General features: G+C 64.9%; 26 protein-coding genes. 16 read left to right on the top strand and 10 right to left on the bottom strand.

Annotation, left to right across the window (positions count from 1 at the left end; all coding sequences use genetic code 11):
* Positions 1-42 precede the first annotated feature (42 nt).
* On the top strand, positions 43-657 hold the full coding sequence (locus tag KM031_RS18230) for a TetR/AcrR family transcriptional regulator (RefSeq protein WP_246567053.1): 615 nt from the start codon (positions 43-45) through the stop codon (positions 655-657).
* Here the strand turns inward: KM031_RS18230 and KM031_RS18235 are convergent.
* The 3 genes from KM031_RS18235 to KM031_RS18245 are packed head-to-tail and all read right to left on the bottom strand — an operon-like array spanning position 638 to position 1,767.
* Positions 638-928, bottom strand: a complete 291-nt coding sequence (locus KM031_RS18235) for a DUF1330 domain-containing protein (protein ID WP_215505094.1) — start codon at positions 926-928, stop codon at positions 638-640. The two genes, KM031_RS18230 and KM031_RS18235, sit on opposite strands and share 20 nt — an antisense overlap.
* Positions 929-952: 24 nt before the next feature.
* A complete protein-coding gene (locus tag KM031_RS18240; RefSeq protein WP_246567077.1) occupies positions 953-1,252 on the bottom strand; it encodes an antibiotic biosynthesis monooxygenase in 300 nt (99 codons plus the stop codon).
* A 2-nt stretch (positions 1,253-1,254) separates the two neighbouring features.
* On the bottom strand, positions 1,255-1,767 hold the full coding sequence (locus tag KM031_RS18245; protein ID WP_215505092.1) for a VOC family protein: 513 nt from the start codon (positions 1,765-1,767) through the stop codon (positions 1,255-1,257).
* On the opposite strand from KM031_RS18245, the gene KM031_RS18250 reads away from it, so the two are divergent.
* Positions 1,742-2,725, top strand: coding sequence for a GlxA family transcriptional regulator (locus tag KM031_RS18250; protein ID WP_215505091.1), 984 nt, complete (start codon positions 1,742-1,744; stop codon positions 2,723-2,725). The genes KM031_RS18245 and KM031_RS18250 overlap by 26 nt on opposite strands.
* Before the next feature lie 14 nt (positions 2,726-2,739).
* On the opposite strand, the gene KM031_RS18255 is transcribed toward KM031_RS18250, so the two are convergent.
* Positions 2,740-4,800, bottom strand: a complete 2,061-nt coding sequence (locus tag KM031_RS18255; protein ID WP_215505090.1) for a calcium-binding protein — start codon at positions 4,798-4,800, stop codon at positions 2,740-2,742.
* 165 nt (positions 4,801-4,965) lie between these two features.
* Positions 4,966-5,973, bottom strand: coding sequence for a LacI family DNA-binding transcriptional regulator (locus tag KM031_RS18260; RefSeq protein ID WP_215505089.1), 1,008 nt, complete (start codon positions 5,971-5,973; stop codon positions 4,966-4,968).
* A 93-nt stretch (positions 5,974-6,066) separates the two neighbouring features.
* Between KM031_RS18260 and bglB the strand changes: the two genes are divergently transcribed.
* The 9 genes from bglB (at position 6,067) to KM031_RS18305 (ending at position 16,583) form a co-directional block, all read left to right on the top strand.
* Positions 6,067-7,182: a beta-galactosidase BglB gene (gene bglB / locus KM031_RS18265; protein ID WP_215505088.1), complete on the top strand. Its 1,116-nt coding sequence runs from the start codon at positions 6,067-6,069 to the stop codon at positions 7,180-7,182.
* Entirely contained in the window at positions 7,179-8,015 is an 837-nt protein-coding gene (kduI, locus tag KM031_RS18270; RefSeq protein ID WP_215505087.1) for a 5-dehydro-4-deoxy-D-glucuronate isomerase, read from the top strand. Before bglB ends, kduI begins: the two co-directional genes overlap by 4 nt.
* On the top strand, positions 8,015-10,471 hold the full coding sequence (locus KM031_RS18275) for a hypothetical protein (protein ID WP_215505086.1): 2,457 nt from the start codon (positions 8,015-8,017) through the stop codon (positions 10,469-10,471). Before kduI ends, KM031_RS18275 begins: the two co-directional genes overlap by 1 nt.
* A 61-nt stretch (positions 10,472-10,532) precedes the next feature.
* Positions 10,533-11,807, top strand: a complete 1,275-nt coding sequence (locus tag KM031_RS18280) for an ABC transporter substrate-binding protein (protein ID WP_215505085.1) — start codon at positions 10,533-10,535, stop codon at positions 11,805-11,807.
* Positions 11,804-12,808 carry a carbohydrate ABC transporter permease gene (locus KM031_RS18285; protein ID WP_215505084.1) on the top strand — a complete coding sequence of 335 codons (1,005 nt, stop codon included), beginning with the start codon at positions 11,804-11,806 and terminating at the stop codon, positions 12,806-12,808. Before KM031_RS18280 ends, KM031_RS18285 begins: the two co-directional genes overlap by 4 nt.
* On the top strand, positions 12,805-13,860 hold the full coding sequence (locus KM031_RS18290) for a carbohydrate ABC transporter permease (protein ID WP_215505083.1): 1,056 nt from the start codon (positions 12,805-12,807) through the stop codon (positions 13,858-13,860). The genes KM031_RS18285 and KM031_RS18290 overlap by 4 nt, the downstream gene beginning before the upstream one ends.
* A 12-nt stretch (positions 13,861-13,872) precedes the next feature.
* On the top strand, positions 13,873-14,895 hold the full coding sequence (locus tag KM031_RS18295; protein WP_215505082.1) for an ABC transporter ATP-binding protein: 1,023 nt from the start codon (positions 13,873-13,875) through the stop codon (positions 14,893-14,895).
* 12 nt (positions 14,896-14,907) lie between these two features.
* The gene (gene kduD / locus KM031_RS18300; protein WP_215505081.1) at positions 14,908-15,663 is read left to right on the top strand and encodes a 2-dehydro-3-deoxy-D-gluconate 5-dehydrogenase KduD; all 756 of its coding nucleotides are present in this window, start codon (positions 14,908-14,910) and stop codon (positions 15,661-15,663) included.
* Positions 15,663-16,583: a sugar kinase gene (locus KM031_RS18305; RefSeq protein ID WP_215505080.1), complete on the top strand. Its 921-nt coding sequence runs from the start codon at positions 15,663-15,665 to the stop codon at positions 16,581-16,583. The genes kduD and KM031_RS18305 overlap by 1 nt, the downstream gene beginning before the upstream one ends.
* Before the next feature lie 23 nt (positions 16,584-16,606).
* Here the strand turns inward: KM031_RS18305 and KM031_RS18310 are convergent, their stop codons facing one another.
* Positions 16,607-17,500 (bottom strand): LysR substrate-binding domain-containing protein, encoded by an 894-nt coding sequence (locus tag KM031_RS18310; RefSeq protein WP_215505425.1) that lies wholly within the window; start codon positions 17,498-17,500, stop codon positions 16,607-16,609.
* A 98-nt stretch (positions 17,501-17,598) separates the two neighbouring features.
* Here KM031_RS18310 and KM031_RS18315 point away from each other — a divergent pair, with 98 nt between their 5' ends.
* Both KM031_RS18315 and KM031_RS18320 read left to right on the top strand, forming a co-directional pair.
* Positions 17,599-17,922: a nuclear transport factor 2 family protein gene (locus KM031_RS18315; protein ID WP_215505079.1), complete on the top strand. Its 324-nt coding sequence runs from the start codon at positions 17,599-17,601 to the stop codon at positions 17,920-17,922.
* The gene (locus tag KM031_RS18320) at positions 17,919-18,698 is read left to right on the top strand and encodes an SDR family oxidoreductase (RefSeq protein ID WP_215505078.1); all 780 of its coding nucleotides are present in this window, start codon (positions 17,919-17,921) and stop codon (positions 18,696-18,698) included. Before KM031_RS18315 ends, KM031_RS18320 begins: the two co-directional genes overlap by 4 nt.
* 15 nt (positions 18,699-18,713) lie before the next feature.
* On the opposite strand, the gene KM031_RS18325 is transcribed toward KM031_RS18320, so the two are convergent.
* Positions 18,714-19,091: a DUF4260 family protein gene (locus KM031_RS18325; RefSeq protein ID WP_215505077.1), complete on the bottom strand. Its 378-nt coding sequence runs from the start codon at positions 19,089-19,091 to the stop codon at positions 18,714-18,716.
* A gap of 269 nt (positions 19,092-19,360) precedes the next feature.
* The gene (locus KM031_RS18330) at positions 19,361-19,822 is read right to left on the bottom strand and encodes a DMT family transporter (protein WP_215505075.1); all 462 of its coding nucleotides are present in this window, start codon (positions 19,820-19,822) and stop codon (positions 19,361-19,363) included.
* Between the two features lie 88 nt (positions 19,823-19,910).
* On the opposite strand from KM031_RS18330, the gene KM031_RS18335 reads away from it, so the two are divergent.
* Positions 19,911-20,849 carry a LysR family transcriptional regulator gene (locus tag KM031_RS18335; protein ID WP_215505074.1) on the top strand — a complete coding sequence of 313 codons (939 nt, stop codon included), beginning with the start codon at positions 19,911-19,913 and terminating at the stop codon, positions 20,847-20,849.
* 12 nt (positions 20,850-20,861) lie between these two features.
* On the opposite strand, the gene KM031_RS18340 is transcribed toward KM031_RS18335, so the two are convergent.
* Positions 20,862-21,362: an Lrp/AsnC family transcriptional regulator gene (locus KM031_RS18340; protein ID WP_215505073.1), complete on the bottom strand. Its 501-nt coding sequence runs from the start codon at positions 21,360-21,362 to the stop codon at positions 20,862-20,864.
* Between the two features lie 148 nt (positions 21,363-21,510).
* Between KM031_RS18340 and KM031_RS18345 the strand changes: the two genes are divergently transcribed.
* Together KM031_RS18345 and KM031_RS18350 are read left to right on the top strand one after the other, a co-directional pair.
* On the top strand, positions 21,511-22,551 hold the full coding sequence (locus KM031_RS18345) for a zinc-dependent alcohol dehydrogenase family protein (protein WP_215505072.1): 1,041 nt from the start codon (positions 21,511-21,513) through the stop codon (positions 22,549-22,551).
* A gap of 116 nt (positions 22,552-22,667) precedes the next feature.
* Positions 22,668-22,958, top strand: coding sequence for a hypothetical protein (locus KM031_RS18350; RefSeq protein WP_215505071.1), 291 nt, complete (start codon positions 22,668-22,670; stop codon positions 22,956-22,958).
* Positions 22,959-23,026: 68 nt separating this feature from the next.
* On the opposite strand, the gene aroE is transcribed toward KM031_RS18350, so the two are convergent.
* Entirely contained in the window at positions 23,027-23,869 is an 843-nt protein-coding gene (aroE, locus tag KM031_RS18355; RefSeq protein WP_215505070.1) for a shikimate dehydrogenase, read from the bottom strand.
* Positions 23,870-23,887: the final 18 nt, after the last annotated feature.

Below are 23,887 nucleotides of genomic sequence, written 5' to 3' on the forward strand. Positions count from 1 at the left end.
TAGAAGACGTGACAGCGTTAGGAAACTCACTGGTAAGTATACATGTCCGACCAACCCATCCCGACCACGCGCGACCGTATCATCAATGCGGCAAATCACCTGTTCTATGGCGAAGGCATCCGCGCCGTCAGCGTCGATGCCGTGGCCGAGAAGGCGGGGGTGACAAAGAAAACCCTCTACTATCATTTCACAAGCAAGGATGACCTGATCGCGGCCTATCTGACATCGCGCGATCAACCCAATCTGGCGCTTTTCGCCCTGTGGTTTGCAGAAGCGCCGGGCACGGTTGCCGACAAGACCGCCGCCATCTTTCTGCATCTGGCCAGAAATGCGCGCCACCCGAAATGGAAAGGCTGTGGCTTTCTGCGAACAGCGGCAGAGCTTGCGAACATGCCGGGCCATCCGGCCATGGCCATCGGATCGGCACATAAAAAGAAGTTCGAACAATGGCTTGCCACGGAATACGCGGCGGCGGGCATTGGCCAGCCCGATCTGGCGGCGCGCAGCATTGCGCTGCTGATGGACGGTGTGTTTTCAACCATGCTGGTGCATCGTGATCCGGCCTATGCCGAGGCCGCCGCCGAGACAGCGCGCCTGATCCTGACGACCATGGCCCCGAGCGTTTCGGCGCAGGGGATCAGGGGCAATTCACAATGAACATCCGGGCGTCCTGCGCCTCCTGCCGCTCTGCCTTGATCGGGGCATAGTCTGCCGACTGATAGAAGGCGCGGGCGTCGTCGAGCGTTCTGAACGCGAAGACCCCGGCCAGAGGCAAGGGTGCCACATCGCCTTCCAGATGATCCTCAACAGGCCCGAAATGCACGATCCGCCCCCCGGCCCGTTCCAGCGCAGCTTGAAACCGGGGGGCGAGACTCGCTTGTCTGGCAGGGTCGATGACCCGCAGATTGATATGGACATAGGCCGTCATGGCGCAAACTCCTGAAACGCTTGATCAAAGGGTGCCAAGTTCGATCTGGTGCAGATACAGGAACTCGGGCGCCTTCACGCCCGCTTCACGGCGGATCCTGACCAAAGCCTCGGATTCAAAGAACACTCTTGCAGCCTCCAGCGAACGCCAGCGGGAAAAGTGAACGATTTTGCGGTCGTTGCTGTTTGCGCGCAGCAGGTGATAGTCGATCTCACCCGCGTTACGCCGGATGTCTTGCGCGGCATCGAAAACCGCCTTCCACTTCGGGTAGTCCTCGACCTCGTGGATGATCAGCACATGCCCGGCATTGGCGATAGTGTGCATCTTCACGCAGCCTTCTGTGGCCGGTGGAAAATGGCCAGCTTGTTGCCATCAAGGTCGCGCAGATAGGCGAACTCGCCCCACTCCGCCCGGGGTCCGGGCGCACCGGCGCAGCTGCCCCCCAGCGACAGCGCAAGGGCGTGCAGGGCCGCAACCTCGCGACGTTCAGCCACGCGGAAGGCCAGCATCGTGCCATTGCCGGGGGTGGCCCGCTCACCGTCATAAGGCCGCACGACCATGATGGCCGCCCCGGTTTCCAGTGCGTAAAGAATGCCGTTGGGCGTCGGCATCAGCCGCTTGCCCCCCATCGCTGCGAAAAACGGGTCATAGAACCCGAGCGCATGGTCGAAATCATTCGTTCCGATGCAGGTATATCCAAGACAGGCCATCCGATCCTCCGTGATGAGCGACAGCGGCGGGGGCTGCTGCCGCGTGCCGTCATAGCCTGTCGGCCCTCTGGCCCAAACGACACAGATCTGATATTTTGCGACAATGGCAAAATCCGGTCCGATCGTCATCGTTGTGTTTCCAGGGGTGGAGCCGCTGGATGTTGCCGGGCCCGCCGCGGTTTTTGCACGCGCGCGGGCGCTGTGCCCGGATGCCCCGGACATGATCTTTGCATCGCCCGAGGGCGGCACCGTGCGGGCGGATGGCGGCCTGTCTTTCGCGGATACCGCAGCACTGTCATCGCTGACGGGTCCGTTCGACCTGATCCTGATCGCTGGCGGGACCGAGCAAGGGCTGATCGCCGCAATCCACGGGCAGCTCAGCGCTTGGCTGCGGCAGGCCGCCCCATCGGCGCGCCGCGTCGGCAGCGTCTGCGGCGGTGCCTTTGTGCTGGCGCGCGCAGGGTTGCTTGCCACGCGGCGGGCGACAACGCATTGGAGCGCCACGGCGCGGCTTCAGGCGATGTATCCCGACACCATTGTCGAACCCGATGCAATCTTCACCATCGACGGCCCGGTGTGCACCTCAGCGGGCGTCACCTCCGGCATAGATCTTGCGCTGGCCCTGGTCGAGGCCGATCATGGATCGCAGGTCGCCGCCAATATCGCACGTCAGCTTGTGGTGTTTCTGCGCAGGCCGGGCGGGCAATCGCAGTTCAGCGAGGCGCTGCGGGCGCAGGCAAAGGGCGGCAGTCTGCTGGCCGCCGCGCTGGATGAAATCCAGTCGCACCCGGCGCATGATCTCTGTGTGGCGCGCCTGGCCAGCCTGTGCGCCATGAGCCCGCGCACCTTCACCCGTCGGTTCACATTGGAAATTGGGTCGCCCCCAGCCGCGTTCGTTGCCACCGCGCGGCTGGATCACGCCAAGCGGCTTTTGCTGACCACGCATATGCCGGTGGCGTCCATTGCCTATGCCTCAGGCTATGGCAGCGCCGAGGCCATGAACCATGTCTTCCGCAACCGTCTTGGCGTTGCACCCTCTGATCTGCGCCACCGCCTGCAATCGGCACAGGCCCCCGCGGCGGATTGAAAGCGGGCGCGATGTCACCCCATGGGGGTATCATCCCAAGAGGCGGCAAATCTTGTGCCGCCTGCGATGGTCAGTGTTGCAACCACATCGGAATCCAGCAGCAACCGTTCGGCCCTGTTGGCCTTGCCATCCAGATCACTGTCCTTGGACACATCATAAAGATGCCAGCCCTTTGAGCCCTTCGTGATCATGTCGAGGTCGACAATCCCGAACTTGATCTGCTCGGCCTTTTCAGCGGGCTTGTTGGCCGCGATCTTCACCGCAATATCGACCGAGGATTTCAGGACATTCGCAGTCGTCGCCCCGATGCGGACGCCGTAAATCGCGGTCCCGTCTTTCATACCCTCCAGCCAGACCGTGCCATGGCCCCCGCCATTCGCCGCCGGGCTTTCGCCAAGCTTCGCAAAGCTCCAGTCCACGCCCAGCTTGGCGCTGCCCGAGACCTTGAAGAACACGTCCAGCGCCTTGTCGCGGATGCGGTGTTCATCATGGTCCACCTCGAAGGTCAGCTTCCGGCGGGTGCTGCCATCGGCGGCAGGGGCAACCGCTTGCTGCACGTCGACGCCCCGGATTTTCGGCTGTGGCGCGTCGCCATTCACTTCAACAGTGACCGGGATGATCGGAAAGTATTTCCGGTCCGACATCAGGCGCTGGAAATCCTCGCCATAAAGATCGGCAAGCGCGGCAAAGGCCGTTTCGCGGAAACCCGCGGCCTTTCCCGTCAGAAAACACCCCTCCGACAAGCCGTTCCTGCCACCCGAATGAATAAGAATATCGGTGCGATCCGTATCGCCCTTGCCATCCGACAGGCCGGTGCTCTGGGTCAGGGTGCCCAAGGGCCGGTCCCACCCGGACAGCGCGATGGTCTTGTTGAGCGTGGAAGAGAATTTGTAATGGCCCGAGTAGCTGTCGCTGTCGATGGGCGTCAAGGTGTCATACCACATCCCGCCGCCCTTGCCGTCCCGCAGCAAGGCAGAGAGTTCGGCATTTTCCTTGCCGTCGACCATCACCGTTCCGCGCGCAGTTCCATCCGCGTTGCGGTCAATGATGATGGCCAGCTTCATCAGCGGCATATCGCCCAGCATCTTGCCAGCCTGAAAATCGGCAACGGTCTTGGCGAATTCGACAAATTCGATCCCTTTCAGGATGACATGACTGTCGGGCGCGACCGAGGTGGCGACCGCGATGCCATCAGACGGGTCGATCAGCCGGTTCTCTGCCGCCCTGCGCTGCAACTCGAACACTTTTTGCCGCGTCGCCAGATCGCCGGTTCCGACAAGATCGAAGAAGTCGAGGATGGCCACGAAGGAATCTTCGCCCTTGCCGCCGTCGACCGTATCCGAGGGATCGGCGTCGAACAGAAAGCGGTCATCCCCCGCGCCGCCGTAATAGCTGCCTGAACCGGGGCCTCCGATCAGGATGTCATGCCCGGCACCGCCATAGATGAAATCATCGCCGTTCCCGGCAAAGATCACGTCATTGCCGCCGTTGCCATAGATCGTATCGGCCTCGCCCGGGACGGGATCGCCGGTGCCATAGGCCAGCACACCGCCATAGAACGTGTCGTTCTTCGCACCGCCGGTCAGCAGATCCGCGCCACCACCACCACTGGCCAGACCGCCGAAGGCATCGGGAAGGGTGATCGTATCATCAAGATCGCCGCCGCTGACCGTCACCGGGGCAGAGGAGAGCAGTTGCTTTAGCGTCGGCCCGAGGATGTCCCCCAGACTGGCGCCCGCGCCGCCAAGAAAAACCTCATAGCCGCCGGGCAGCGTTGCGCCCCCGACGGTCTGAGCCATATTGATTTCCGTCCAGAAATAGGTGCGCTCGCCCTCGGACAGGATGCTGCGCAGATGAAAGATCTTCAGGCTTTCGGAACTGATCGGCGGGCGATCGCCGCTGCGTTCAAACGAAAACACCCCGTTCAGATCCACCATGCTGCCCGCGATGCTGACGCGCACCACAGCAGCCCCCGCGCCCCGCTCAGGCGCGACAAGCGAAAATCTTGCGGAAAAAAGCGCATCGCCGGGAAAATCGAGTCGTTGGTCGTCTGGCCCCGATAAGGAAATCGCCATCTCAAAACTCCGTGTCAAAAAGCTGCGCCGATCATCACCAAATTGCCTGTGATCAAAGGGGATCAAAGCGCCATCTTGCCTGCGGCTCAAGCGTTTTTATGTGACACTGATCTGCCATGGATTGCCTGCGGGGCGATGTGCCCGGCAGGACCAGCAAACCGCCTCTTACAAGGGCGGTGCGGCGGTCGAGGCGCGTTCGATCAGCCTGCACCCCAGCTCGACCTTGCGCGGCACGGGGGGTTGATCGGACTGGCGGTTGCGGGCGTTTTCCTGCACCAGTGCCAGCGCCTCGGCACCGATGCGGCGCATCGGAATGGCGATGGTGGTCAGCGCGGGCGCGGTAAACTCGCCCTGCGGCAGCCCGTCGATGCCGATGACCGAAATGTCGCGCGGCACGGACCGACCGCTTTCCTGAATCGCGAAAATGGCCCCGGCGGCAAGGATGTCGCCCGCCGCCACGATCGCGGTAAAGCCTGGCCCGCTGCGCAGCGCCTCGGCCACCCGGTTGCGCGCGGCCTCCGCCGTCCAATCCTCGACTTCGAGGATATGATCGGCGCGCAGGGTCGCGCCCAGCACATCCCGCACCCCCTCCAGCCGCCGGGCGATGGTGCGTCGGCCCGGTTTGGTCAGAAACATTATGTCCCGATGCCCCAGCGCCTTCAGATGCCCCGCCGCCAGTGCCGCTGCCGAGCGGTTGCAGGGCGCGACGGAATCGATCTGCATCAGCGGATCATCGTCATTCAGCAGAACGACCGGACAGGGCAGTGAATGGGCCAGACCGATGGTCGCATCATCCACCGTCATCAGGATGATGCCCAAAAGCCCTTTGGGCTGGTCCAGCACCATCGGCGGGATCTCGGCCGGATCGGAATAGCCTTGCACCTCGACCTCGATCCCCAGCCCGCTGGCGCGTTCGCGCAACCCCTCCAGCACATGCAGGGTGAACTGGCTGCGCTGCAAATCCAGCAGCGCCGCATGCGAGGCGACCAGCAGCACGCGCGACCCGGCAGTTTCTTCGCGCAGGGGATAGCCCAGCTCTTGCGCCTTGGCGTGGATGCGCGCCGCCACGTCTTCGCGCACATAACCACGCCCGCTGAGCGCGCGCGACACGGTGGCGGTCGACAGATCCAGATCCTGCGCGATGTCGGCAATGGTCGGTCGCTTGCTGGGCATGGCTCCTCCGGGTCTCCCTCGGGCTACAATGTGCAAGAAAATTACATATTGCAAGATAAATTGCAGATATGCAGTTTTGTTGCAGAGGGGGAGATGATGAACACCGTGATTCCATCTGCAAGAGACCGCATCGACGGCACGCTGGATCTGCTGGTCACCGGGTTGACCTGCCTGTCCGACACTGGCCGCTTTGAAGAGCCGAACCTGGACGGCAGCGCCGGGGATTACATCAGCTTTGACAGCTGGGAATGGCCGCAAGGCGTCGGCATGTTTGGGCTGGTGCAGCTGTGGCGTGCCAAGGGCCATGATGCCGAACTGGGCCAGTTGATCGGCGACTGGTATCACCGCGCGCTGGCGCGGGGTCTGCCGGGCCTGAACATCAACACCACCGCCCCCATGCTCGGGCTGGCGCTTTACTGGGACAAGACCCGCGATCCGGTTCTGCATGCCGCGCTGGAGGCCTGGGCCGAGGCGCTGATGACCCGCGCAGGCCGCACCGGCTTTGAAGCCTTTCAGCACGATGTTTCGGACAAGCTGAACGAGGGCGAGCTGTGGGATGACACGCTGTATATGGTCGGGCTGTTTCTGGCCGCCTATGGCCAGGTTTCGGGGCGGCGCGAGTTGGTGGACGAGGCCGAGCGGCAGTTTCTGGCCCATGCGCATTTTCTGGCGGATCGCAAGAGCGGGCTGTGGTTCCACGGCTGGACCTTTGCCGGGCGCCACAATTTCGCCGAGGCGCTTTGGGCGCGCGGCAATGCCTGGATCACGGCGGGTTTCGTCGATCTGTTCGAACTGGCAGAGCTGACGCCTGCGGTGCGTCACCATCTGGCGGCCCTGCTGACCGAACAGGTCGAGGCGCTGCTGCCGGTGCAGGCCGCATCGGGCATGTGGCACACGCTGCTGAACGAAACCGACAGCTATCCCGAAACCTCGGCCACCGCCGGCATCGCCTATGGTCTGCTGAAGGGCGCGCGGCTGGGCTTGGGTGATGCGCGCTGGCGTGCCGCCGGTCTACGCGCGCTGGAGGCCGTGATCGGCGCGGTTGACACGGATGGCGTGGTCACCGGCGTCAGCTATGGCACCCGCATGGGCCATGACCTGCAACATTACCGCGACATTCCGATCCAGCCCACCGCCTATGGCCAGTCGCTTGCCATTCTGGCGCTGGTCGAAGGCCGCCTGCACCTGCACGAGGAGACGATCCAATGACCATGCTGCAACGCTATGGCGCGGGCCCCGATCAGATCGACGCCATGCTGACCGATGATCTGCGCGCGAATTTCATGGTCGAGGGCCTGTTCCGGCCGGGGGAAATCGGCTTTTGTTACACCCATTATGACCGCATGATCGTCGGCGCCGCCGTGCCGACCGATCAGCCGCTGGCCTTCGGGGATGGCGCCGATGTCGGCACGCCGCATTTCTTTGATGCGCGCGAAATGGGCATTGCCAATCTGGGCGCTGCCGGCTGGATCGAGATCGACGGCACCCGGCACGCTCTGGCCAATCGCGATGCGCTTTATATCGGGCGCGGCGCGCGCGCCGTGCGGCTGGGCAGCGACGATGCGGCGAAACCCGCGCGGTTCTACATGAATTCGGTTCCGGCAGGGGCCGATATTCCGCACCGGCTGATCCCCCGGGCCGAGGCCAAGGCGGTGGAATTCGGCGTCAAGGAAAAGTGCAATCACCGCCGGTTGCGCATGTATATCCACCCCGAGGTTGCACCGTCTTGCCTGCTGCTCATGGGCATCACCGATCTGGCCGAACAATCGGTCTGGAACACCATGCCGCCACACCTGCACGAGCGCCGGATGGAGGCCTATTGTTATTTCGACCTGTCGGAGGAGGATCGCGTCTTTCACCTGATGGGCCGCCCCGACAACACCCGGCATCTGGTCGTGGCCGATAGCGACATCGTGCTCTCGCCGTCCTGGTCCATCCATATGGGGGCGGGAACCGGCCCCTATGGTTTCGTCTGGGGCATGACCGGCGAGAACCAAGCCTATAGTGACGTTGACCCTGTCGCCATCAAGGAGTTGCGCTGATGACCCTGCGCGCCGGTGATCCCCTGCCCTATTGGCAGACCACACCCATGATCGAGGCGCCGTATGACGTGCCCGACAGCCCGATGCAGGGCGAGATGGATTCGACCTTCTTCCTGACCAAGGACAAGAACTACATCCCGCATACCTACCCCTGCCGCACCGCCTATATCGCCGCGTTTCGCGACAAGGAGCCGGTACCGGGCTTCGCGCCCGACTGGGCTGCGGCGCAGAACATCCTGCCGATGGGTGCGGCCTTTCTGGACCTGTCGGGTTTCTGGTTCCGGGCCACGCGGCTGTGCAACTGGCAGCGCACCGCCGTCCATGCGGCGGCGGCAGGCCCGGCGCGGCTGCGGCTGGGCATCTGCGGCGCGGCAAAGCTGTTCGTGAACGGGCAGGCGGTTGGCTGGCTGGCCCCGACCATCCGCAACGCGATGACCAAGGCCGAATTCGACGTGACCCTGCGCGAAGGCCATAACGAAATCGCCGTCTGGCAAGAGGATCTGGCCGAACGTGATGCGGTGATCCGTATTCTGGTCGAATGGGTCGCGGGTCCGGCGGCCCGTGCCGCGCGCCCTTACGGTGTGGATGATGCGCTGGTCGATGGTGTCGAACGCGCCATCGCGGCCATGCACCTGGACCGCAAACACTACGATGATCCCGACATGATCCGCCTGATCCTGCCGCGCGCCTTCCCGCAGGCGGCCCGTGCCAGTGTCGTGGTCAGCGGTCATTTCATGTCGCATGACAGTCAGGGCGTGGCGCTGGCCATCCCGCAGGGGGCCACGGCGGTCGAGATCGGCCGGGCGGGTGATTTTCCCGCCGATTACCGCTATTTCCACTTCGATCTGGACTGCGGCGGCTTTCGCACCCGTGCGACGCTGGGCGCGGAAATCTCGTGGCGCAGCCGCAGTGGTGCGGCCCCCGATACGCAAGCGGCCCGCATCGCCGAGGCGCTGGCCTGGATTGCCGCCCATGCCGAAAGCGACACCGAGACCGCGCTGGCCTGTCTGGACCAGAACGCGACCGAACGCGCCGCCGCGATCTACCGCGCTGAACTGCCCGGCATCGAGGCCTGCTTTGACTGCGCCGATTTCGCGCTGGTGCCGATGCTCTGGGGCCGGATCGTCTATGGCGACCGCATCCCCGCAGATCTGCGCAACAGGATGGACGCCGCCGTCCGCGACTTCCGCTATTGGATGGATGAGCCGGGCAATGACGTACAGTGGTATTTCTCGGAAAACCACGCGCTGCTGTTCCATACTGCCGCCTATCTGGCCGGGATGTATCAGGCCGGGGCTACCTTCCGACGCTCGGGCCGGACAGGTGCCGAGCAGCATCGCGTCGGCTACGCGCGGCTGTGCGACTGGTTCGACCATTTCGAAAGGGCCGAGATGGCAGAGTTCAATTCGTCGCCCTATTTCCCCATAGACCTCAAGGGGATGACCGCGCTTTACGCGCTGGCACCGGATGACGATATCCGCGACCGCGCGCGCCGCGCCATCCTGCGCCTGATCGAGATCGTGGCCAATTCCGCCCATCACGGCGTGAACACCGCCGCCGAGGGGCGCAGCTATGAACACTCGCTCTGCCCTGCCGATACGTCAGAGCTGACCGGCATGGCGCGGCTGCTGTGGGGGCGGGGCTGGTTCGGCGCACATGTGAACTGCCTCAGCCAACTCGCGATCTGTCTGCGCGATCATGGGCTGGCGGTCGATCCGGCGCTGAAGGACCGCGCGCTGTGGACCGGCGCGGGCGAACAGGAATGGCGCTTTGCGCAGGGCAACGCCCTGTTCGCGCGCCTTTACCATTACAAGACCGCCGATGTGGCCATGGGCAGCACCGCCGCCTATCGCTGGGGCGAATGGGGCTATCAGGAGACGCTGATCCATGGGCGGCTGGGCGATGAACCGCGCGCGCAATTCTGGATCAACCACCCCGGCGAGATGGTGCAATCGGGTTATGGCCGCCCGTCCTATTGGGGCGGCTCGGCCAGTGTGCCGCGCGTGCAGCAATATCGCGGACTGGCGCTGGTGGCCTTTTCGGGCACCGAGGGGCATCTGGGCTTCACCCATGCCTGGTTCCCGACAGAGGCCTTTCAGGACTGGCATGTCGCGGGCACCCGCGCCCGCGCCCGTCATGGCCGGGGCTGCGTCGCCCTGCGCGGCAATGGCCCGCTGACGCTGATGACCGAGGGCGGATCAGCCCATGCCGAACTGCGGCTCGCGGGCCTCACTGGCCTGTGGCTGGTGCGGCTGGGCAGCGGCGATGATGCAGCCGCCTTCGAGGCCGCGCATCCGTTGCAGGCTGTCGCGGATGGCGCGGGCAGCTTTACCGTCATGGACCCGGACTATGGCTCGGTCCGGTTTCTGGCGGATGGCCGGATCGAGGCCGAGGGCCGGGTGCTGGCCCCGCTGGACTGGACACTTGAGGGAGAGCGGCTGAGCCCGACACGTTGACAATCACGCGCGGCCATCCGTCGAGGAGGGCGGACCCGCGACCACTGGGGAGGAGGACAAGATGAAACGAGCCTGTCTGCGCACGAGCGTCGCGGCTGCGGCACTGATGATGGCTTCGGCGGCGCTGGCCGCCGACGAAGTCCGCATCATGTGGTATTCCGACGGCAATGAAGGTCAGGTCATGGCCGACCTGCTGAAACGCTTCGAGGATCAGAACCCCGACATCACGGTGGTGCTGGACAATGTTTCTTATCAAGTGGTGACCGAGCAGTTGCCGATCACGCTGGAGGCCGGCAAGGGCCCCGATATTGCGCGCACCACCAACCTCAAGGCGCTGTCGCAGCACTGGCTGGACCTGACGCCCTATCTGGCCGACACGGCCTATTGGCATCAGAACTATGGCGCGCAGGCCGACTGGCTGCGCCCCGATGGCTCGCAGGCGATCACCGGCTTCATGACGCAGATCACCCTGACCGGCGCCTTTGCCAACAAGACCCTGTTCGAGCAGGCGGGCGTGGCGCTGCCCGGCGCGGGTGCGACCTGGGATCAATGGGTCGAGGCGGCAAGCGCGGTCGCGCAAAGCCAGCAATTGCCCGCAGCCTTCTCGCTGGACCGTTCGGGCCACCGGCTGAGCGGGCCGAACATCAACCACGGTGCCAATTACATTGCCGCCGACGGATTCCCCGCGCCCGTCGACGAGGGCGTCAAGGCCTTCATCGGCAAGCTGGTCGGCTGGACCGAGAGCGGCCAGAACCTCAAGGATGTCTGGGTCAGCGCGGCGGGCGCGTCCTATCGCACAGCCTCCGAGGATTTCATCAACGCGCAGATCCCGCTGTATTTCTCGGGCAGCTGGCAGATCTCCAACCTGTCGGGCAAGATCGGCGACATGTTCGACTGGATTGCAGTCGGCAATCCCTGCGGCCCCAAGGCCTGTAGCGGCATGCCCGGCGGCGCGGGTCTGGTCGCGGTGAAATACACCGAACATCCCGAAGCCGTGGCCAAGGTCATGGACTATCTCGCCTCGGAGCCGGTGATGCGCGAATTCACCGAAAGGACCCTGTTCATCCCGTCGAACGCGGCGCTGCGTGCGGCGGGTGATCTGACATACCAATCCGAGGATCCGCAGGTTCAGGCCGCGCTGGCCGTCTTCAACGAGGACGTGAAGAACCTGACCCCCGAGGCCAACACATTGCCCGCCTGGAAATGGTCTGCCGCCTATTACACGGCGCTGGTCACCCGCACCGGGCAGGCCATGGCGGGCGAGTTGTCGCTGGACGAGGCGTTCTCCCGCATGGACAGCGATGTCGCCGAACAGGTCGCGCAGGCCCAGAAATGACCTGGGGGCGCAGTCGGTCCATTGGCGCGGTCGTCACCGCACCGCTCGGCGCGCTGGCGAACCTGCTGGATGTGCCGATGCGCCTGTGGCAACGCCTGACCGGAAAAGGCGGCATGATCGCCTTTTTCCTGCTGCCGAACATGCTGGTCTTCACGCTGTTCGTCATCGTCCCGCTGGGCATCAACATCGTCTATTCGATGACCGGCGGCACCGAACTGTTCCTGCCCGCGCGCAGTTATGTCGGCGGCGACAATTTCGACCGGCTGCTGAGCTGCACCGACCACACGACCCCCGCCACCTGCCGCGACGACCTGTTCTGGATCGCGGTGTGGAACACGGTGCAATTCGTGCTGTTGCAGGTGGTCGTGCTGGTCATCGTCGCCATGGCGACGGCGCTGATCCTGAACAGCAAGATCCGCGCCCGCGGCTTCTGGCGCGCCGTGTTTTTCTTTCCGGTGCTGCTGTCGCCGGTCGTGGTCGGGCTGATCTGGAAATGGATCTTCCAGCGCCAGGGCCTGCTGAACTACATCCTGTTCCAGTTCGGAGCCGATCCGGTCAACTGGCTCAATGAACGCAACTGGGCATTTCTTGCCGCGGTCGGGGTATCGGTCTGGGCGCATGTCGGCTTTTACGCGCTGATCCTGCTGGCCGGGCTGCAAGCCATTCCGCGCGACATCTACGAGGCCGCCGAGATGGACCGCACGCCGCCGACCCGCGTGTTTCGCCGCATCACCCTGCCGCTGCTCTGGCCCAATCTGCTGGTGGTGATCGTGCTGGCCCTGATCCGCGCCGTGCAGGTCTTTGACGAGGTCTATGTGCTGACCGGCGGCGGCCCCGGCACCTCGACCATGTATCTGACGCAATACATCTATGAGACCGGCTTTGCCTCGGTCCTGCGCAATCCCGGCGTGGCCTCTGCCGCATCGCTGTTGATGGGGGGTGTGCTGGTGGTGCTGACGCTGGTGCAACTGGGCCTGACCCGCTGGAGGGACCGCAAATGAGACTGATCCCGTTTCTGACCCGTCGGCGTGGCGGCAAGGCCTGGCACTGGACCGATATCGTCACCTGGGGCTGGCTGGCCGCCGGTCTGGTGGTGATCTTCGGCCCGGCGCTGTGGCTGCTGCTGTCCTCCTTCAAGACCCCGGCGCAGCTGGCCGAGTTTCCGCCCACGATCCTGCCCTATGCCAGCCAGACCGCGCTGGTCGAGACCAGGAGCGGGCCAAGACACCTGCCGCTGTTCACCGTCGATCTGCCCGAGGGCGGCACCGCGATCATGGCCGAGCTGAACCGCATCGGCATCATGGCGAACATGGTGCATCCCGAGACCCCAGAGCAGGTGATCAAGGTCAACATCAACGCCCGCACGCCGCTGCGCGAGATTGCCTTTGCTACCGATAACTATACGAAACCGCTGAAGGAGTTCGACTTTGGCCGCTATCTGTGGAATTCGGTCTTTGTCACCGTGGCCGCGACGCTGATCACCCTGATCACCAATTCCATGGCGGCCTTCGCCCTGTCGAAATACGAATTCCGCGGGCGCAATTCGGTCATGCTCATCATCGTGGCGACACTGATGATCCCGCTGTCGGTGAACCTTGTGCCGCTTTATTCGGTCGTCTCGTCGCTGGGTCTGCTCAACAACCTCTGGGGGGTGATCCTGCCCACGGTTGCGACGCCCACCGGGGTGTTCATGCTGCGCCAATACATGCTGACCATCCCCGACGAGCTTTTGGAGGCGGCGCGCATGGACAAGGCAAGCGAATGGCAGATCTACTGGCGGATCGTGCTGCCGCTGACCGCGCCCGCGCTGGCGGTGCTGGCAATCTTCTCGGTGGTCTGGCGCTGGAACGACTTCCTATGGCCTCTGATCGTGCTGAGCCGCAAGGAGCTGTTCACCTTGCAGGTCGGTCTCAACACCTTTGCCGGAGAGCTGAACGTGCAATGGCAATTCATTCTGGCCATGACCGTCGTGTCGATCATCCCCGTGCTGATCGTCTTCATCTTCCTGCAACGCTTCATCACCGCCGGCATTGCCGGAACCGGACTGAAATAAGGGGAACCTTCGATGGGACACATCAGGCTGCAAGACATCCGCAAGAGCTTTGGCGGGCTGGACGTGCTCAAGGGGATCGACCTTGAGATCAACGAGGGCGAATTCGTGGTTTTCGTCGGGCCTTCGGGCTGTGGCAAATCCACGCTGTTGCGCCAGATCTCGGGGCTGGACCGCCCTAGTGCGGGCCGGATCGAGATTGATGGCCGCGACGTGACCACCGTTGGCGCGGCCGACCGTGGCCTTGCGATGGTGTTCCAATCCTATGCGCTTTACCCGCATATGACGGTGCATGACAATCTGGCGTTCGGCTTGCAGAACAACAAGATGCCGAAGGCAGAAATCGCCAGCCGGGTCGCCGAGGCGGCGCGGATGCTGGAAATCGGCCATCTGCTGAACCGTCGCCCGGCACAACTGTCGGGCGGGCAACGCCAGCGCGTCGCCATTGGCCGCGCCATCGTGCGTGACCCCACCGCCTTCCTGCTGGACGAGCCGCTGTCGAACCTGGATGCCGAATTGCGCGTGTCGATGCGCGCCGAGCTTGCCGCCCTGCATGACCGGCTGAAGGCGACGATGATCTATGTGACGCATGACCAGATCGAGGCGATGACGCTGGCCGATCGCATCGTCGTGTTGCGCGGCGGCCAGATCGAGCAGGTGGCAACCCCGATGGAGCTGTTCAACCGCCCCGCGAACCGCTTTGTCGCGGGGTTCATCGGCGCGCCCAGCATGAATTTCCTCAGCGTGGCCGAAGCGGCGGCGCTGGCCCCGGCCATGGCGCTGCCCGAAGCGGTCACGACCGTGGGCATCCGCCCCCAGAACCTGCGCCCCGCCGACACCGGCATCGCGCTGACGGTCGATCTGGTCGAGGCGCTTGGCACCGAAACGGTGATCCACGGCCATCTGGCCAGCGGCACCAAGATGATCGTGACCCGTGCAGGCCAGCTTCCGGCCCATCCGGGCGAGCTGCTGCATTTCACCGCCGAGCTGGGCAAGCTGCATGTCTTTGACGCCGCAGACCGCCGCATTGATCTCTGACAGGAGCAGGCCATGATCCCCCATCCTTTCGATCTGACCGGCCGTGTGGCACTTGTCACCGGCGCAAATACCGGCATCGGGCAGACATTGGCCGTGGCGCTGGCTGCGGCGGGTGCAAGCCTTGCCCTTGTCGGCCGCTCGGCCATGGACGAGACGCGCGCCCTGCTGCAAGGGCCGGGCCGCGTGCACGAGATCCGCGCCGACCTTTCGACCAATGCGCCGCTGCAAGCCGTGGTGGCGGAGACCCTCGCCACGCTGGGCGGGCTGGACATTCTGGTCAACAACGCGGGCATCATCCGCCGCGCCGATTCCGTCGATTACACCGAGGCGGATTGGGATGCGGTCCTCGACACCAACCTGAAATCGCTGTTCTTTCTGTCGCAGGCGGCGGGGCGGCACATGATCGCGCAGGGGTCGGGCAAGATCATCAACATCGCCTCGCTGCTGTCGTTTCAGGGCGGCATCCGCATCCCGGCCTATACGGCGGCAAAAAGTGGTGTGGCAGGGGTGACGCGGCTGCTGGCCTGCGAATGGGCGGCCAAGGGCGTGAACGTCAACGCCATCGCGCCGGGATATATCGAGACCAATAACACCGAGGCGCTGCGTCAGGACGAACAGCGCCGCACCGAGATTCTGACCCGTATCCCTGCGGGGCGCTGGGGCAAACCCGCCGATCTGGGCGGCGCGGCGGTGTTTCTCGCCGCCCCCGCCTCGGATTACGTCAATGGCGTGGTGCTGCCTGTCGATGGCGGCTGGCTGGCGCGCTGATGACCCGCGCGCCCCGGATCGCCTGCATCGGCGAGGTGATGATCGAACTCGCGCCCGCCACGCCCGAACTGATGCGGCTGGGCGTGGCGGGTGACACCTATAACACCGCCGTCTATCTGGCGCGGCGGATCGGGCCCGGGGCTGTCGCCTATGTCACAGCACTGGGTGATGATGCGCAATCGGACCACATCATCGCGGCCCTCACCGCCGAGGGCATCGCCCCCGATCTGGTGGAGCGCGTGCCGGACGCTGTGCCGGGGCTTTACATGATTACGCTGGATCCGCGGGGCGAACGCAGCTTCAGCTATTGGCGGTCGCATTCGGCGGCGCGCGGCCTGTTCTCGCGCCCCGGCGGGTTGCGGCCACAGCAGCTGGACGGGATGGAGATGATCTATCTTTCGGCCATCAGTCTGGCAGTGATCACGCCCGAAGCGCGCGACCGGCTGTTCGACTGGGCGCAGGGCTATCGGCGGGCCGGTGGCCGCATCGCCTTTGATTCCAACTATCGCGCCCGGCTGTGGCCAGATGTCGAAACCGCACGGCACGAGGTCGCGCGCTTCTGGTCGGTGACCGATATCGCCCTGCCCTCGCTGGACGATGAACAGGCGCTGTTCGGCGCGGCGACCGAGGCGCAGGTCATCCGCCGCCTGCACGAGGCCGGAGTGCGCGGTGGTGCGCTGAAACGCGGCGCGGCGGGGCCGGTGGCGCTGGACGGCAGTGTGCTGACGCTGGCCCCGCAGCCCGAAATCCCCGTGATCGACAGCACAGCGGCGGGCGACAGTTTCAACGCGGGCTTTCTGGCGGCCCTGCTGGCAGGCGAGACGACCGCCGCCGCGATGGCCGCAGGCCACAGCCTCGCCGCGCGGGTGATCGGGCATCGCGGCGCGATCATGCCCCGCCAAACTGACCAGCCCGCCTAGCCCCCGGCAGGCATCACCCGCGCTTACAGACGGCCTGCCCTCTCCCGCACCATGGCGAGGAAGGCCGCAAATCCGGCTGAAGGGTTGCGCCGGCCGGGATAATAGAGGCTGAAGCCGGGGCGCGGCGGGGTCCAGTCGGCCAGCAGGCGGATCAGACGACCGGCGGCGATGTCTTCGGCCACATCCTGTTCGATGAAAAAGCCGATGCCCGCGCCGTCCAGCACGGCGGCGCGGGCGATGGCGGCCTCGTCCAGCGTCAGGCGGCCTCTGGCGTCGACCAGAACCTGTTCGCCGTCCCGCTCGAACGGCCAGCGGAACAGCGCCCCGTTCGGCAGGCGCACGCGGATGCAGTGTTCTGCCGGAAGGTCGCCGGGGGTCATGGGTGCCGTATGTGCCGCCAGCCAGACGGGGGCGGCGACAACGGCATAACGCTGCGGGCTGCCCAAGGGCAGCGCGATCATGTCGCGCGGCACCAGATCGGCGGGACGGATACCCAGATCAAAGCCTTCGGCCACGATATCGACCAGCCGCCCCTCGGTCACCAGATCGACCTGCATGTCGGGGTAACGGCGCAGGAAGGCCAGCACCAGCGGCGCGATTTCCCGCCCCGCCTGAACGGAGGCGTTGATGCGCAGCAAACCCGTCGGCGTCTCGCGCTGCGACCGCGCGCCCTCCATCGCGCCACGGATCTCGGCCAGCGCCGGGCCGACCCGTTCGACAAAATCCCGCCCGGCATCGCTGAGCGCGACACTCCGCGTGGTGCGGTTGAACAGGCGCACGCCAAGACCGGCCTCCAGCCGCCCGATGGTATGGGACAGCGCGGTGGTCGACATGCCGAGGTCAAGCGCCGCCGCCCGGAACGATCCCCGGCGCGCGACGGCCAGCACCGCCTCCAGACCTTTCAGCCCCGCATCCATCATTGTCCCGTTTTTGTCATCCTGAGATGCCGATTTATCCCGATTATTCTTGCACTCGTCGAGCCTCATATTCCAGTGGCAAGACAAGGAGCACCGCCATGGACCTTCCGACCCCGATCCGCACCTATTTCACCGCCCTGCCGCCGCAGGATGCCGCAGCCTTTGCGGCGGCCTTTGCGCCGGATGCCATCGTTTACGACGAGGGCCGCACCCATCGCGGCCCGGAGGACATCTGCGTCTGGTGGCAGGCCGCCCATGCCAGATACCGCCACCGGGCCGAACCGCTGGATCTGGCCGAGGGGGCGGGCAAGACCGTGGTGCGCGCGCGGGTCAGCGGCGATTTTCCCGGCAGCCCGGCTGTGCTGCGCTTTACTTTCGGGCTGGCGGGCGCGCGGATCACCGATCTGGAGATCGGCGCATGACCGGCTTTCTGACGCTGACGGGCAAGCGCGCCCTGATCACCGGCGGCACGCAAGGCGCGGGTGCGGCCACCGTGGCGCTGTTCCGAGACCTTGGGGCGCAGGTGCTGACCAGTGCCCGCACGCAGCCCGCCGACCTGCCGCCCGAGATCTTCGTCGCCGCCGATCTGACCCGCGTGCAGGGATGCGAGACGCTGGCCGAGGCGGTGCAAAGCCGCATGGGGGGCGTGGACATCATCGTGCATATGCTGGGCGGTTCCACCGCGCCCGGCGGCGGCTTTGCGGCTTTGGGCGAGGCGGAATGGCAAGCCGAGCTGAACCTGAACCTGCTGCCCGCCGTGCGGCTGGACCGCGCACTTGTGCCGGGCATGGTGGCCCAAGGGTCGGGCGTGGTGATCCATGTCACCTCGATCCAGCGCCTGTTGCCGCTGCCCGAGGCGACCACCGGATATGCAAGCGCCAAGGCCGCGCTGTCCGTCTATAGCAAGAGCCTGTCGAAAGAGGTCGCGCCCAAGGGCGTGCGGGTCGTTCGCGTGGCACCCGGCTGGATCGAGACCGAAGCCTCGGTCCGGTTGGCCGAACGGCTGGCGGTAGAGGCGGGCACCGATCTGGCGGGCGGCAAGCAGATGATCATGCAGAGCCTTGGCGGCATCCCCCTCGGTCGCCCATCAACGCCTGCCGAGGTCGCGAACCTGATTGCCTTCCTCGCCTCGGACCGCGCGGGCAGCATCACCGGCACGGAATATGTGATTGATGGCGGCACGGTGCCGACGGCGTGAAACGGGAAGTTGGGGTCATCTGTCCCGGCCAATCGGGCCAAGATGGGTCACACCGAACCCGGCCTCGGATTTCAGCCCATAGCCGAGGGCACGATCCACCCCGATATGCGCGAGCCAGAGGGCGGCAATTGGCAAAACGGACGGCGTGAGGAGAAGTCCGAGCGCCGTCAGCAGCAGCGGCAGGGCATAGCTATGCGCCACATTGTAAAGCCGCGCGCCAAACCTTGGCCCCCAGGCATAGGCGAGGATCGTGAGGTCGGGTGCGAGGGCGGTGATGGCGATCTGCCAGCCCGTCGCCGCGCAGACCCAGGCGCCGGTTGCACCGACAAGGGCCATCAACAGGCCTTCGAGCCGCAACAGGCTCCGCAATTTGGGGTCGAGCGGGGCGCGCATGGCCTGCCCCCTATCGCCAGGCTGTCATGGCGATCATCGAGATCGCTTCGGGGCGCCCGACGCGCTCCCGCGGATCAAGCCCGATGTCGCGCAACAGCCGGTTGTCCAGATGCCGCGTCGCGGTCACCCTGCGCTTGCGCTGCCACCAGAGGGCTAGGGCCGGAGGCGGGAGCAAGTGGAGCAGGGTCGCAAGGTCTGACCGGATCAAGGGAAAACTCATGGGTTTCATTGTCTTGCCTTCTGGTTCAGGGGTGCAGGGTATCGCCGGATCACGAGCGGGACGAGCCGAGGGCGAGGGTTGCGGCCAGAATCGTGCCCAGAACCCCGAGGATCTGCACCGGGTTCACCGGGCGCGCCGCAAAGCCGAACAGGCCAAACCTGTCGGTCAGCACGGCCATGACCATCTGCCCGACAAAGACCAGCAGCAGATAACTTGTCGCGCCGATGCGTGGCGCGATGACAATCGCCCCCGTCACAAAGAACGCGCCCAGCAACCCGCCGGCCCATGCCCAGATCGGCAGCGCGTGCAGGGCAGCCGCAAAGGCGCCTTGCCGCAAGGACGAAAAGCCGATCACGATCAGCACCACCGATGCAATCGCCATCGACGCGCCCGCCGCCACCAGCGGGTTTTCCAGCCGGACGGCCACCATGCGGTTCGCCCCGGTCTGGATCGGGATCAGCGCGCCCGCCAGCAGCGGCAGACCGATCCACACAAAAGATTGCCACGACATCCCGTTCCCTCACTGTCTGCATCCCGCGGTGATAAATCATTGATTGAGGGAATTGAAATTCGGGTTTTATATGTCTTAAATTCACAAGATGAATAATCTGCGCGGCATCGACCTCAATCTTCTGGTTGTCCTGCATGCCCTGCTGGACGAACGGCATGTCTCGCGCACCGCGCTGCGCCTGAACATGAGCCAACCTGCGGTCAGCCATGCCCTGACGCGGCTGCGTGCCCTGTTCGCAGATCCGCTGTTCCTGCGCGCCGGTGGCGGCTTGCAGCTGACGGCGCGGGCGCGTGAATTGCAGCCGCTGCTGGCCGAGGTGATCCGGCTGTCGGGCACGCTGGTCGGGCAGGACAGCTTTGATCCCGCCAAGGCCGAGCGGGTGTTTCGGTTGGGCATGTCGGACTATGGGGCGCTTGTGGTCTTGCCCGCGCTGATGCGGCGGCTGCGCACCGAAGCGCCGGGGGTTGCGCTGCATGTCAACCAGTTCGGTCGGGCGGACACCATCGACCGGGTGGCAAATGGCGTTCTGGATCTGGCCCTCGGGGTGTTTCCGGGCGCGCCGGGCAACCTGACCTTCCTGCCGCTGTTCCGCGAGGAGTTCATCTGTCTTGCGGATGGCGACCGCATCCCGCAGGAGCTGACGATGGCAAGTTACCTCGCGGCGGCGCATGTGTCGGTTTCCATGCAGGGTGAACCGGATGGCGAGGTGGAACAGGCGCTGCGCGCAATGGGCAAGACCCGCCGGATTGCGCTGGTGCTGCCGCATTTTGCACCCGCCTTGGCGATGCTGCCGGGATCAGACCTGATCCTGACGGTCGCCCGCCGGACCGCCGCCGTCGCGGCTCCCGCAAACACGCTGAAAACCTTCGCCCCGCCGTTTCCGATCCCGGCCTTTGACTATGGGCTGCTGATGCGCTCCACGGCGCAGCGTGACCCGGCCTTGGGCTGGCTGATCCGGGCGATCCACCAGACCGTTGCCAGCGGCCCTGACGGGCCATCCCTTCCGCCCTGCCCCGCCGACCCCTGAAACGCGCCGGGATCATTCTGCGCTGCCAGGGCCTGTCCGCGCCATGCCGGGCATGATCGGCAACTGGTTCGACGATTTCAGCTCGCGCAACGAGAGGTTCGAGCGGATGCTGGTGACGCCCGGCAGATGCCGCAGCACGGTTTCAACGAAACGGCTATAGTCATCCAGATCCCTTGCGACGACGATCAGCAGGTAGTCCGCTTCCCCGGTGGTATTGTGGCAGGACAGCACATTGGCGCAGGCCTGAACCGCGAGGTGAAACGCCTTGGTGACTTTTTCATCATGCTGCGCGCAGCCAAGCTGCACGAAAGCCATGACCCCAAGCCCGAGCGCGCGCCGGTTCAGGACCGCCTGATAGCCTTCGATGATGCCGCTGTCCTCCAGACGCTTGAGCCGACGCCAGCAGGGTGTTTCGCTCATCGACAGTTGCGCCGCGAGCCTGGCGTTCGAAAGCCGCCCGTCGCTTTGCAACCTTGCGAGGATTTCTGCATCTATCCTGTCGAGATCGTGCATTGCGAAAGACTCCTCCGCGTTTTCTAACATTTCTGGCAGAGTGCTTCGGAAAGTGCGGAATGGATAGGGATTTTGGCAGGGTTCTTGCGGGCATCTGCCGCTATGATTGCGCCATGGTCGATGCAACACCAGCCAAATGAGAAAGCCCATGAAAGCCGTCATGTTCGAAGCCTTCAACGCCCGGCCAAAGCTGGTCACCCTGCCCGACCCCCGGCCCGAACCGCATGGCGTCGTGTTGAAGGTCGAGGCAACCGGGGTCTGCCGCAGCGACTGGCACGGCTGGGTCGGCCATGACAGCGATATTGTGCTGCCGCATGTGCCCGGTCACGAACTGGCCGGGGTGATCGTGGCCATCGGCAAGGATGTCACGAAATGGCGGGTGGGCGAGCGGGTGACCGTGCCCTTCGTCGGCGGCTGCGGCAGTTGCCCCGAATGTCACGCCGGTCATCAGCAGGTGTGCCACGATCAGTTTCAGCCGGGCTTTACCCATTGGGGTTCGTTTGCCGAATATGTCTCGATCCACAAGGCGGACCTCAATCTGGTGGCCCTGCCGCAATCGGTCGATTTTACCACGGCAGCCAGTCTGGGATGCCGCTTTGTGACCTCCTTCCGTGCGGTGGTCGATCAGGGCAAGGTGTCTGCCGGGCAATGGGTGGCCGTGCATGGCTGCGGCGGTGTCGGCCTTGCCGCGATCATGATTGCCAATGCGCTTGGCGCCCATGTCGTTGCGGTTGATATTGCCGAGGACAAGCTGGCGCTGGCGCGAACGCTTGGCGCCGCCGCCACCATCAACGCGCGGTCCGTCGCCAATGTCGTGGAGGCGGTGCGCGAGGTCACGGCGGGGGGTGCGCATGTCTCGCTCGATGCGCTTGGCCACCCGGAAACCTGCTTCAATTCGGTGCTGAACCTGCGCCGTCGTGGCAAGCATGTGCAGGTCGGGCTGATGCTGGGGGATCACAGCACGCCTGCCGTGCCGATGAGCCGGATCGTGGCGCATGAGCTGGAGATTCTGGGCAGCCATGGCATGCAGGCGCATCGGTATGATGCGATGATGCCGATGATCCTGTCCGGCAAACTGAAACCGGAGCTGCTGGTCGGCAAGGAAATCAGTCTGGAAGAGTCGATTGACGCCCTGATCTCCATGGACAGGTTTCAGGGCACGGGCACAACCGTCGTCACCCGGTTCTAGGCGCGCGGCCGCAGCCAAGCCTGCCGGCCCCCCCTCACCCGCCCAAACGGGCGCGGAGTTGATTTTGTTCTCTTTATGTTCTATATTGGGGGCAGGATTCGCATGGGAGACCGATCATGGACGCTGCCCCCTTTGCCCTGCCCCCAACCGAACGCCAGATCGCCTATGCGCGATCTCTGGCGCTGCGCAACCAGAGCCTTTTACCCTGGGAGGTGCAGCAGGATCGCCGGTCGCTCAGCGCCTGGATCGAGGCGCAGGCGAAGCTGCGGCCCGCCGACACAAGCCATCCCACCTCAAAGCAAGTGGCCTTTGCCGAACGGCTGACGCGGATCAAACGCCGCGCCGTGCCGGATGAATGTTTCCGCGACCGGCAGTTGCTGTCACGCTGGATCGACAGCAACCGCTGAGGGTTTGGAAGGTCGAACCGCCGGCCTGCTTGCACGCGATCACGACCCTGTCGGGGATGGCGGCCTGCTCACAGGCCAAGGTCGTTGAGGGCCTTGCGCATGACCTGCGGATCCACATCAACGCCAGTCCAGTATTTGATGCCGATCACCCCTTGTTGCACCAGCATGGCCAGCCCGTCGACGGTCCGGCACCCTCGCGCCTGCGCGGCTTGCAGCAGGCGCGTGTGCGGTGGGTTGTGGATGCCATCGGCCACCACCATGGCCGGGGTCAGGCTGTCCGTATCAAGATCGGGCATGGCATCGACATCCGGGAAGAGCCCGACCGAGGTGGCATGGATCACGATGTCAGTGTCTTGCGCCACGGCAAAGCGCGGAGTCCAGGGCCGGTAATACGCCTGTGCCTCTGTGCGGCTGTTCAACAGGTCTGCAACCGCCTGCCCGCGCGCCGCACTGCGATTGACGATGGTGATCCGTGCCGCGCCGGCCAAAGCCATCTCGACCGCCACCGCCCGCGCGGCACCACCCGCCCCGAACAGCACCACCGCCTTGCCCTGCGGATCGACAACCCTGCGCAGCGCCGCAACAAAACCGCGCCCGTCGGTGTTTTCACCGATCAGCCGATCCCCGTCCCGCACGATGGTGTTCACGGCGCCGATGATCTGCGCCGATTGCCCCAGACCATCCAGATGGTCGATCACCGCCACCTTGTGCGGGATGGAGCAGTTGAAGCCGCGCCAGCCCATCGCCCGCGCGCCGCGCACCGCATCGCCCAGATCCGCAGGCGCGACCTCCACATTCAGATAGCGCCAGTCGAGCCCGTGATGCGCGAAGGCAGCCTCGATCATGGCGACGGTGGGGTTTTCGGCAGCGGGCTGTGCGAAAGATCCGGTGATCGGCAGAAGAAAGGTCATGGCTCTGGTCCTTGTCGG

This window comes from Gemmobacter fulvus, assembly GCF_018798885.1.
Classification (GTDB): domain Bacteria; phylum Pseudomonadota; class Alphaproteobacteria; order Rhodobacterales; family Rhodobacteraceae; genus Gemmobacter; species Gemmobacter fulvus.

Excerpts from the sequence above, each read along its gene's own strand:
- KM031_RS18230 (WP_246567053.1), top strand. The coding sequence starts at position 43 with ATGTCCGACCAACCCATCCCGACCACGCGCGACCGTATCATCAATGCG.
- KM031_RS18235 (WP_215505094.1), bottom strand. The coding sequence starts at position 928 with ATGACGGCCTATGTCCATATCAATCTGCGGGTCATCGACCCTGCCAGA.
- KM031_RS18240 (WP_246567077.1), bottom strand. The coding sequence starts at position 1,252 with ATGCACACTATCGCCAATGCCGGGCATGTGCTGATCATCCACGAGGTC.
- KM031_RS18250 (WP_215505091.1), top strand. The coding sequence starts at position 1,742 with ATGGCAAAATCCGGTCCGATCGTCATCGTTGTGTTTCCAGGGGTGGAG.
- KM031_RS18245 (WP_215505092.1), bottom strand. The coding sequence starts at position 1,767 with ATGACGATCGGACCGGATTTTGCCATTGTCGCAAAATATCAGATCTGT.
- KM031_RS18255 (WP_215505090.1), bottom strand. The coding sequence starts at position 4,800 with ATGGCGATTTCCTTATCGGGGCCAGACGACCAACGACTCGATTTTCCC.
- KM031_RS18260 (WP_215505089.1), bottom strand. The coding sequence starts at position 5,973 with ATGCCCAGCAAGCGACCGACCATTGCCGACATCGCGCAGGATCTGGAT.
- bglB (WP_215505088.1), top strand. The coding sequence starts at position 6,067 with ATGATGAACACCGTGATTCCATCTGCAAGAGACCGCATCGACGGCACG.
- kduI (WP_215505087.1), top strand. The coding sequence starts at position 7,179 with ATGACCATGCTGCAACGCTATGGCGCGGGCCCCGATCAGATCGACGCC.
- KM031_RS18275 (WP_215505086.1), top strand. The coding sequence starts at position 8,015 with ATGACCCTGCGCGCCGGTGATCCCCTGCCCTATTGGCAGACCACACCC.
- KM031_RS18280 (WP_215505085.1), top strand. The coding sequence starts at position 10,533 with ATGAAACGAGCCTGTCTGCGCACGAGCGTCGCGGCTGCGGCACTGATG.
- KM031_RS18285 (WP_215505084.1), top strand. The coding sequence starts at position 11,804 with ATGACCTGGGGGCGCAGTCGGTCCATTGGCGCGGTCGTCACCGCACCG.
- KM031_RS18290 (WP_215505083.1), top strand. The coding sequence starts at position 12,805 with ATGAGACTGATCCCGTTTCTGACCCGTCGGCGTGGCGGCAAGGCCTGG.
- KM031_RS18295 (WP_215505082.1), top strand. The coding sequence starts at position 13,873 with ATGGGACACATCAGGCTGCAAGACATCCGCAAGAGCTTTGGCGGGCTG.
- kduD (WP_215505081.1), top strand. The coding sequence starts at position 14,908 with ATGATCCCCCATCCTTTCGATCTGACCGGCCGTGTGGCACTTGTCACC.
- KM031_RS18305 (WP_215505080.1), top strand. The coding sequence starts at position 15,663 with ATGACCCGCGCGCCCCGGATCGCCTGCATCGGCGAGGTGATGATCGAA.
- KM031_RS18310 (WP_215505425.1), bottom strand. The coding sequence starts at position 17,500 with ATGGATGCGGGGCTGAAAGGTCTGGAGGCGGTGCTGGCCGTCGCGCGC.
- KM031_RS18315 (WP_215505079.1), top strand. The coding sequence starts at position 17,599 with ATGGACCTTCCGACCCCGATCCGCACCTATTTCACCGCCCTGCCGCCG.
- KM031_RS18320 (WP_215505078.1), top strand. The coding sequence starts at position 17,919 with ATGACCGGCTTTCTGACGCTGACGGGCAAGCGCGCCCTGATCACCGGC.
- KM031_RS18325 (WP_215505077.1), bottom strand. The coding sequence starts at position 19,091 with ATGCGCGCCCCGCTCGACCCCAAATTGCGGAGCCTGTTGCGGCTCGAA.
- KM031_RS18330 (WP_215505075.1), bottom strand. The coding sequence starts at position 19,822 with ATGTCGTGGCAATCTTTTGTGTGGATCGGTCTGCCGCTGCTGGCGGGC.
- KM031_RS18335 (WP_215505074.1), top strand. The coding sequence starts at position 19,911 with ATGAATAATCTGCGCGGCATCGACCTCAATCTTCTGGTTGTCCTGCAT.
- KM031_RS18340 (WP_215505073.1), bottom strand. The coding sequence starts at position 21,362 with ATGCACGATCTCGACAGGATAGATGCAGAAATCCTCGCAAGGTTGCAA.
- KM031_RS18345 (WP_215505072.1), top strand. The coding sequence starts at position 21,511 with ATGAAAGCCGTCATGTTCGAAGCCTTCAACGCCCGGCCAAAGCTGGTC.
- KM031_RS18350 (WP_215505071.1), top strand. The coding sequence starts at position 22,668 with ATGGACGCTGCCCCCTTTGCCCTGCCCCCAACCGAACGCCAGATCGCC.
- aroE (WP_215505070.1), bottom strand. The coding sequence starts at position 23,869 with ATGACCTTTCTTCTGCCGATCACCGGATCTTTCGCACAGCCCGCTGCC.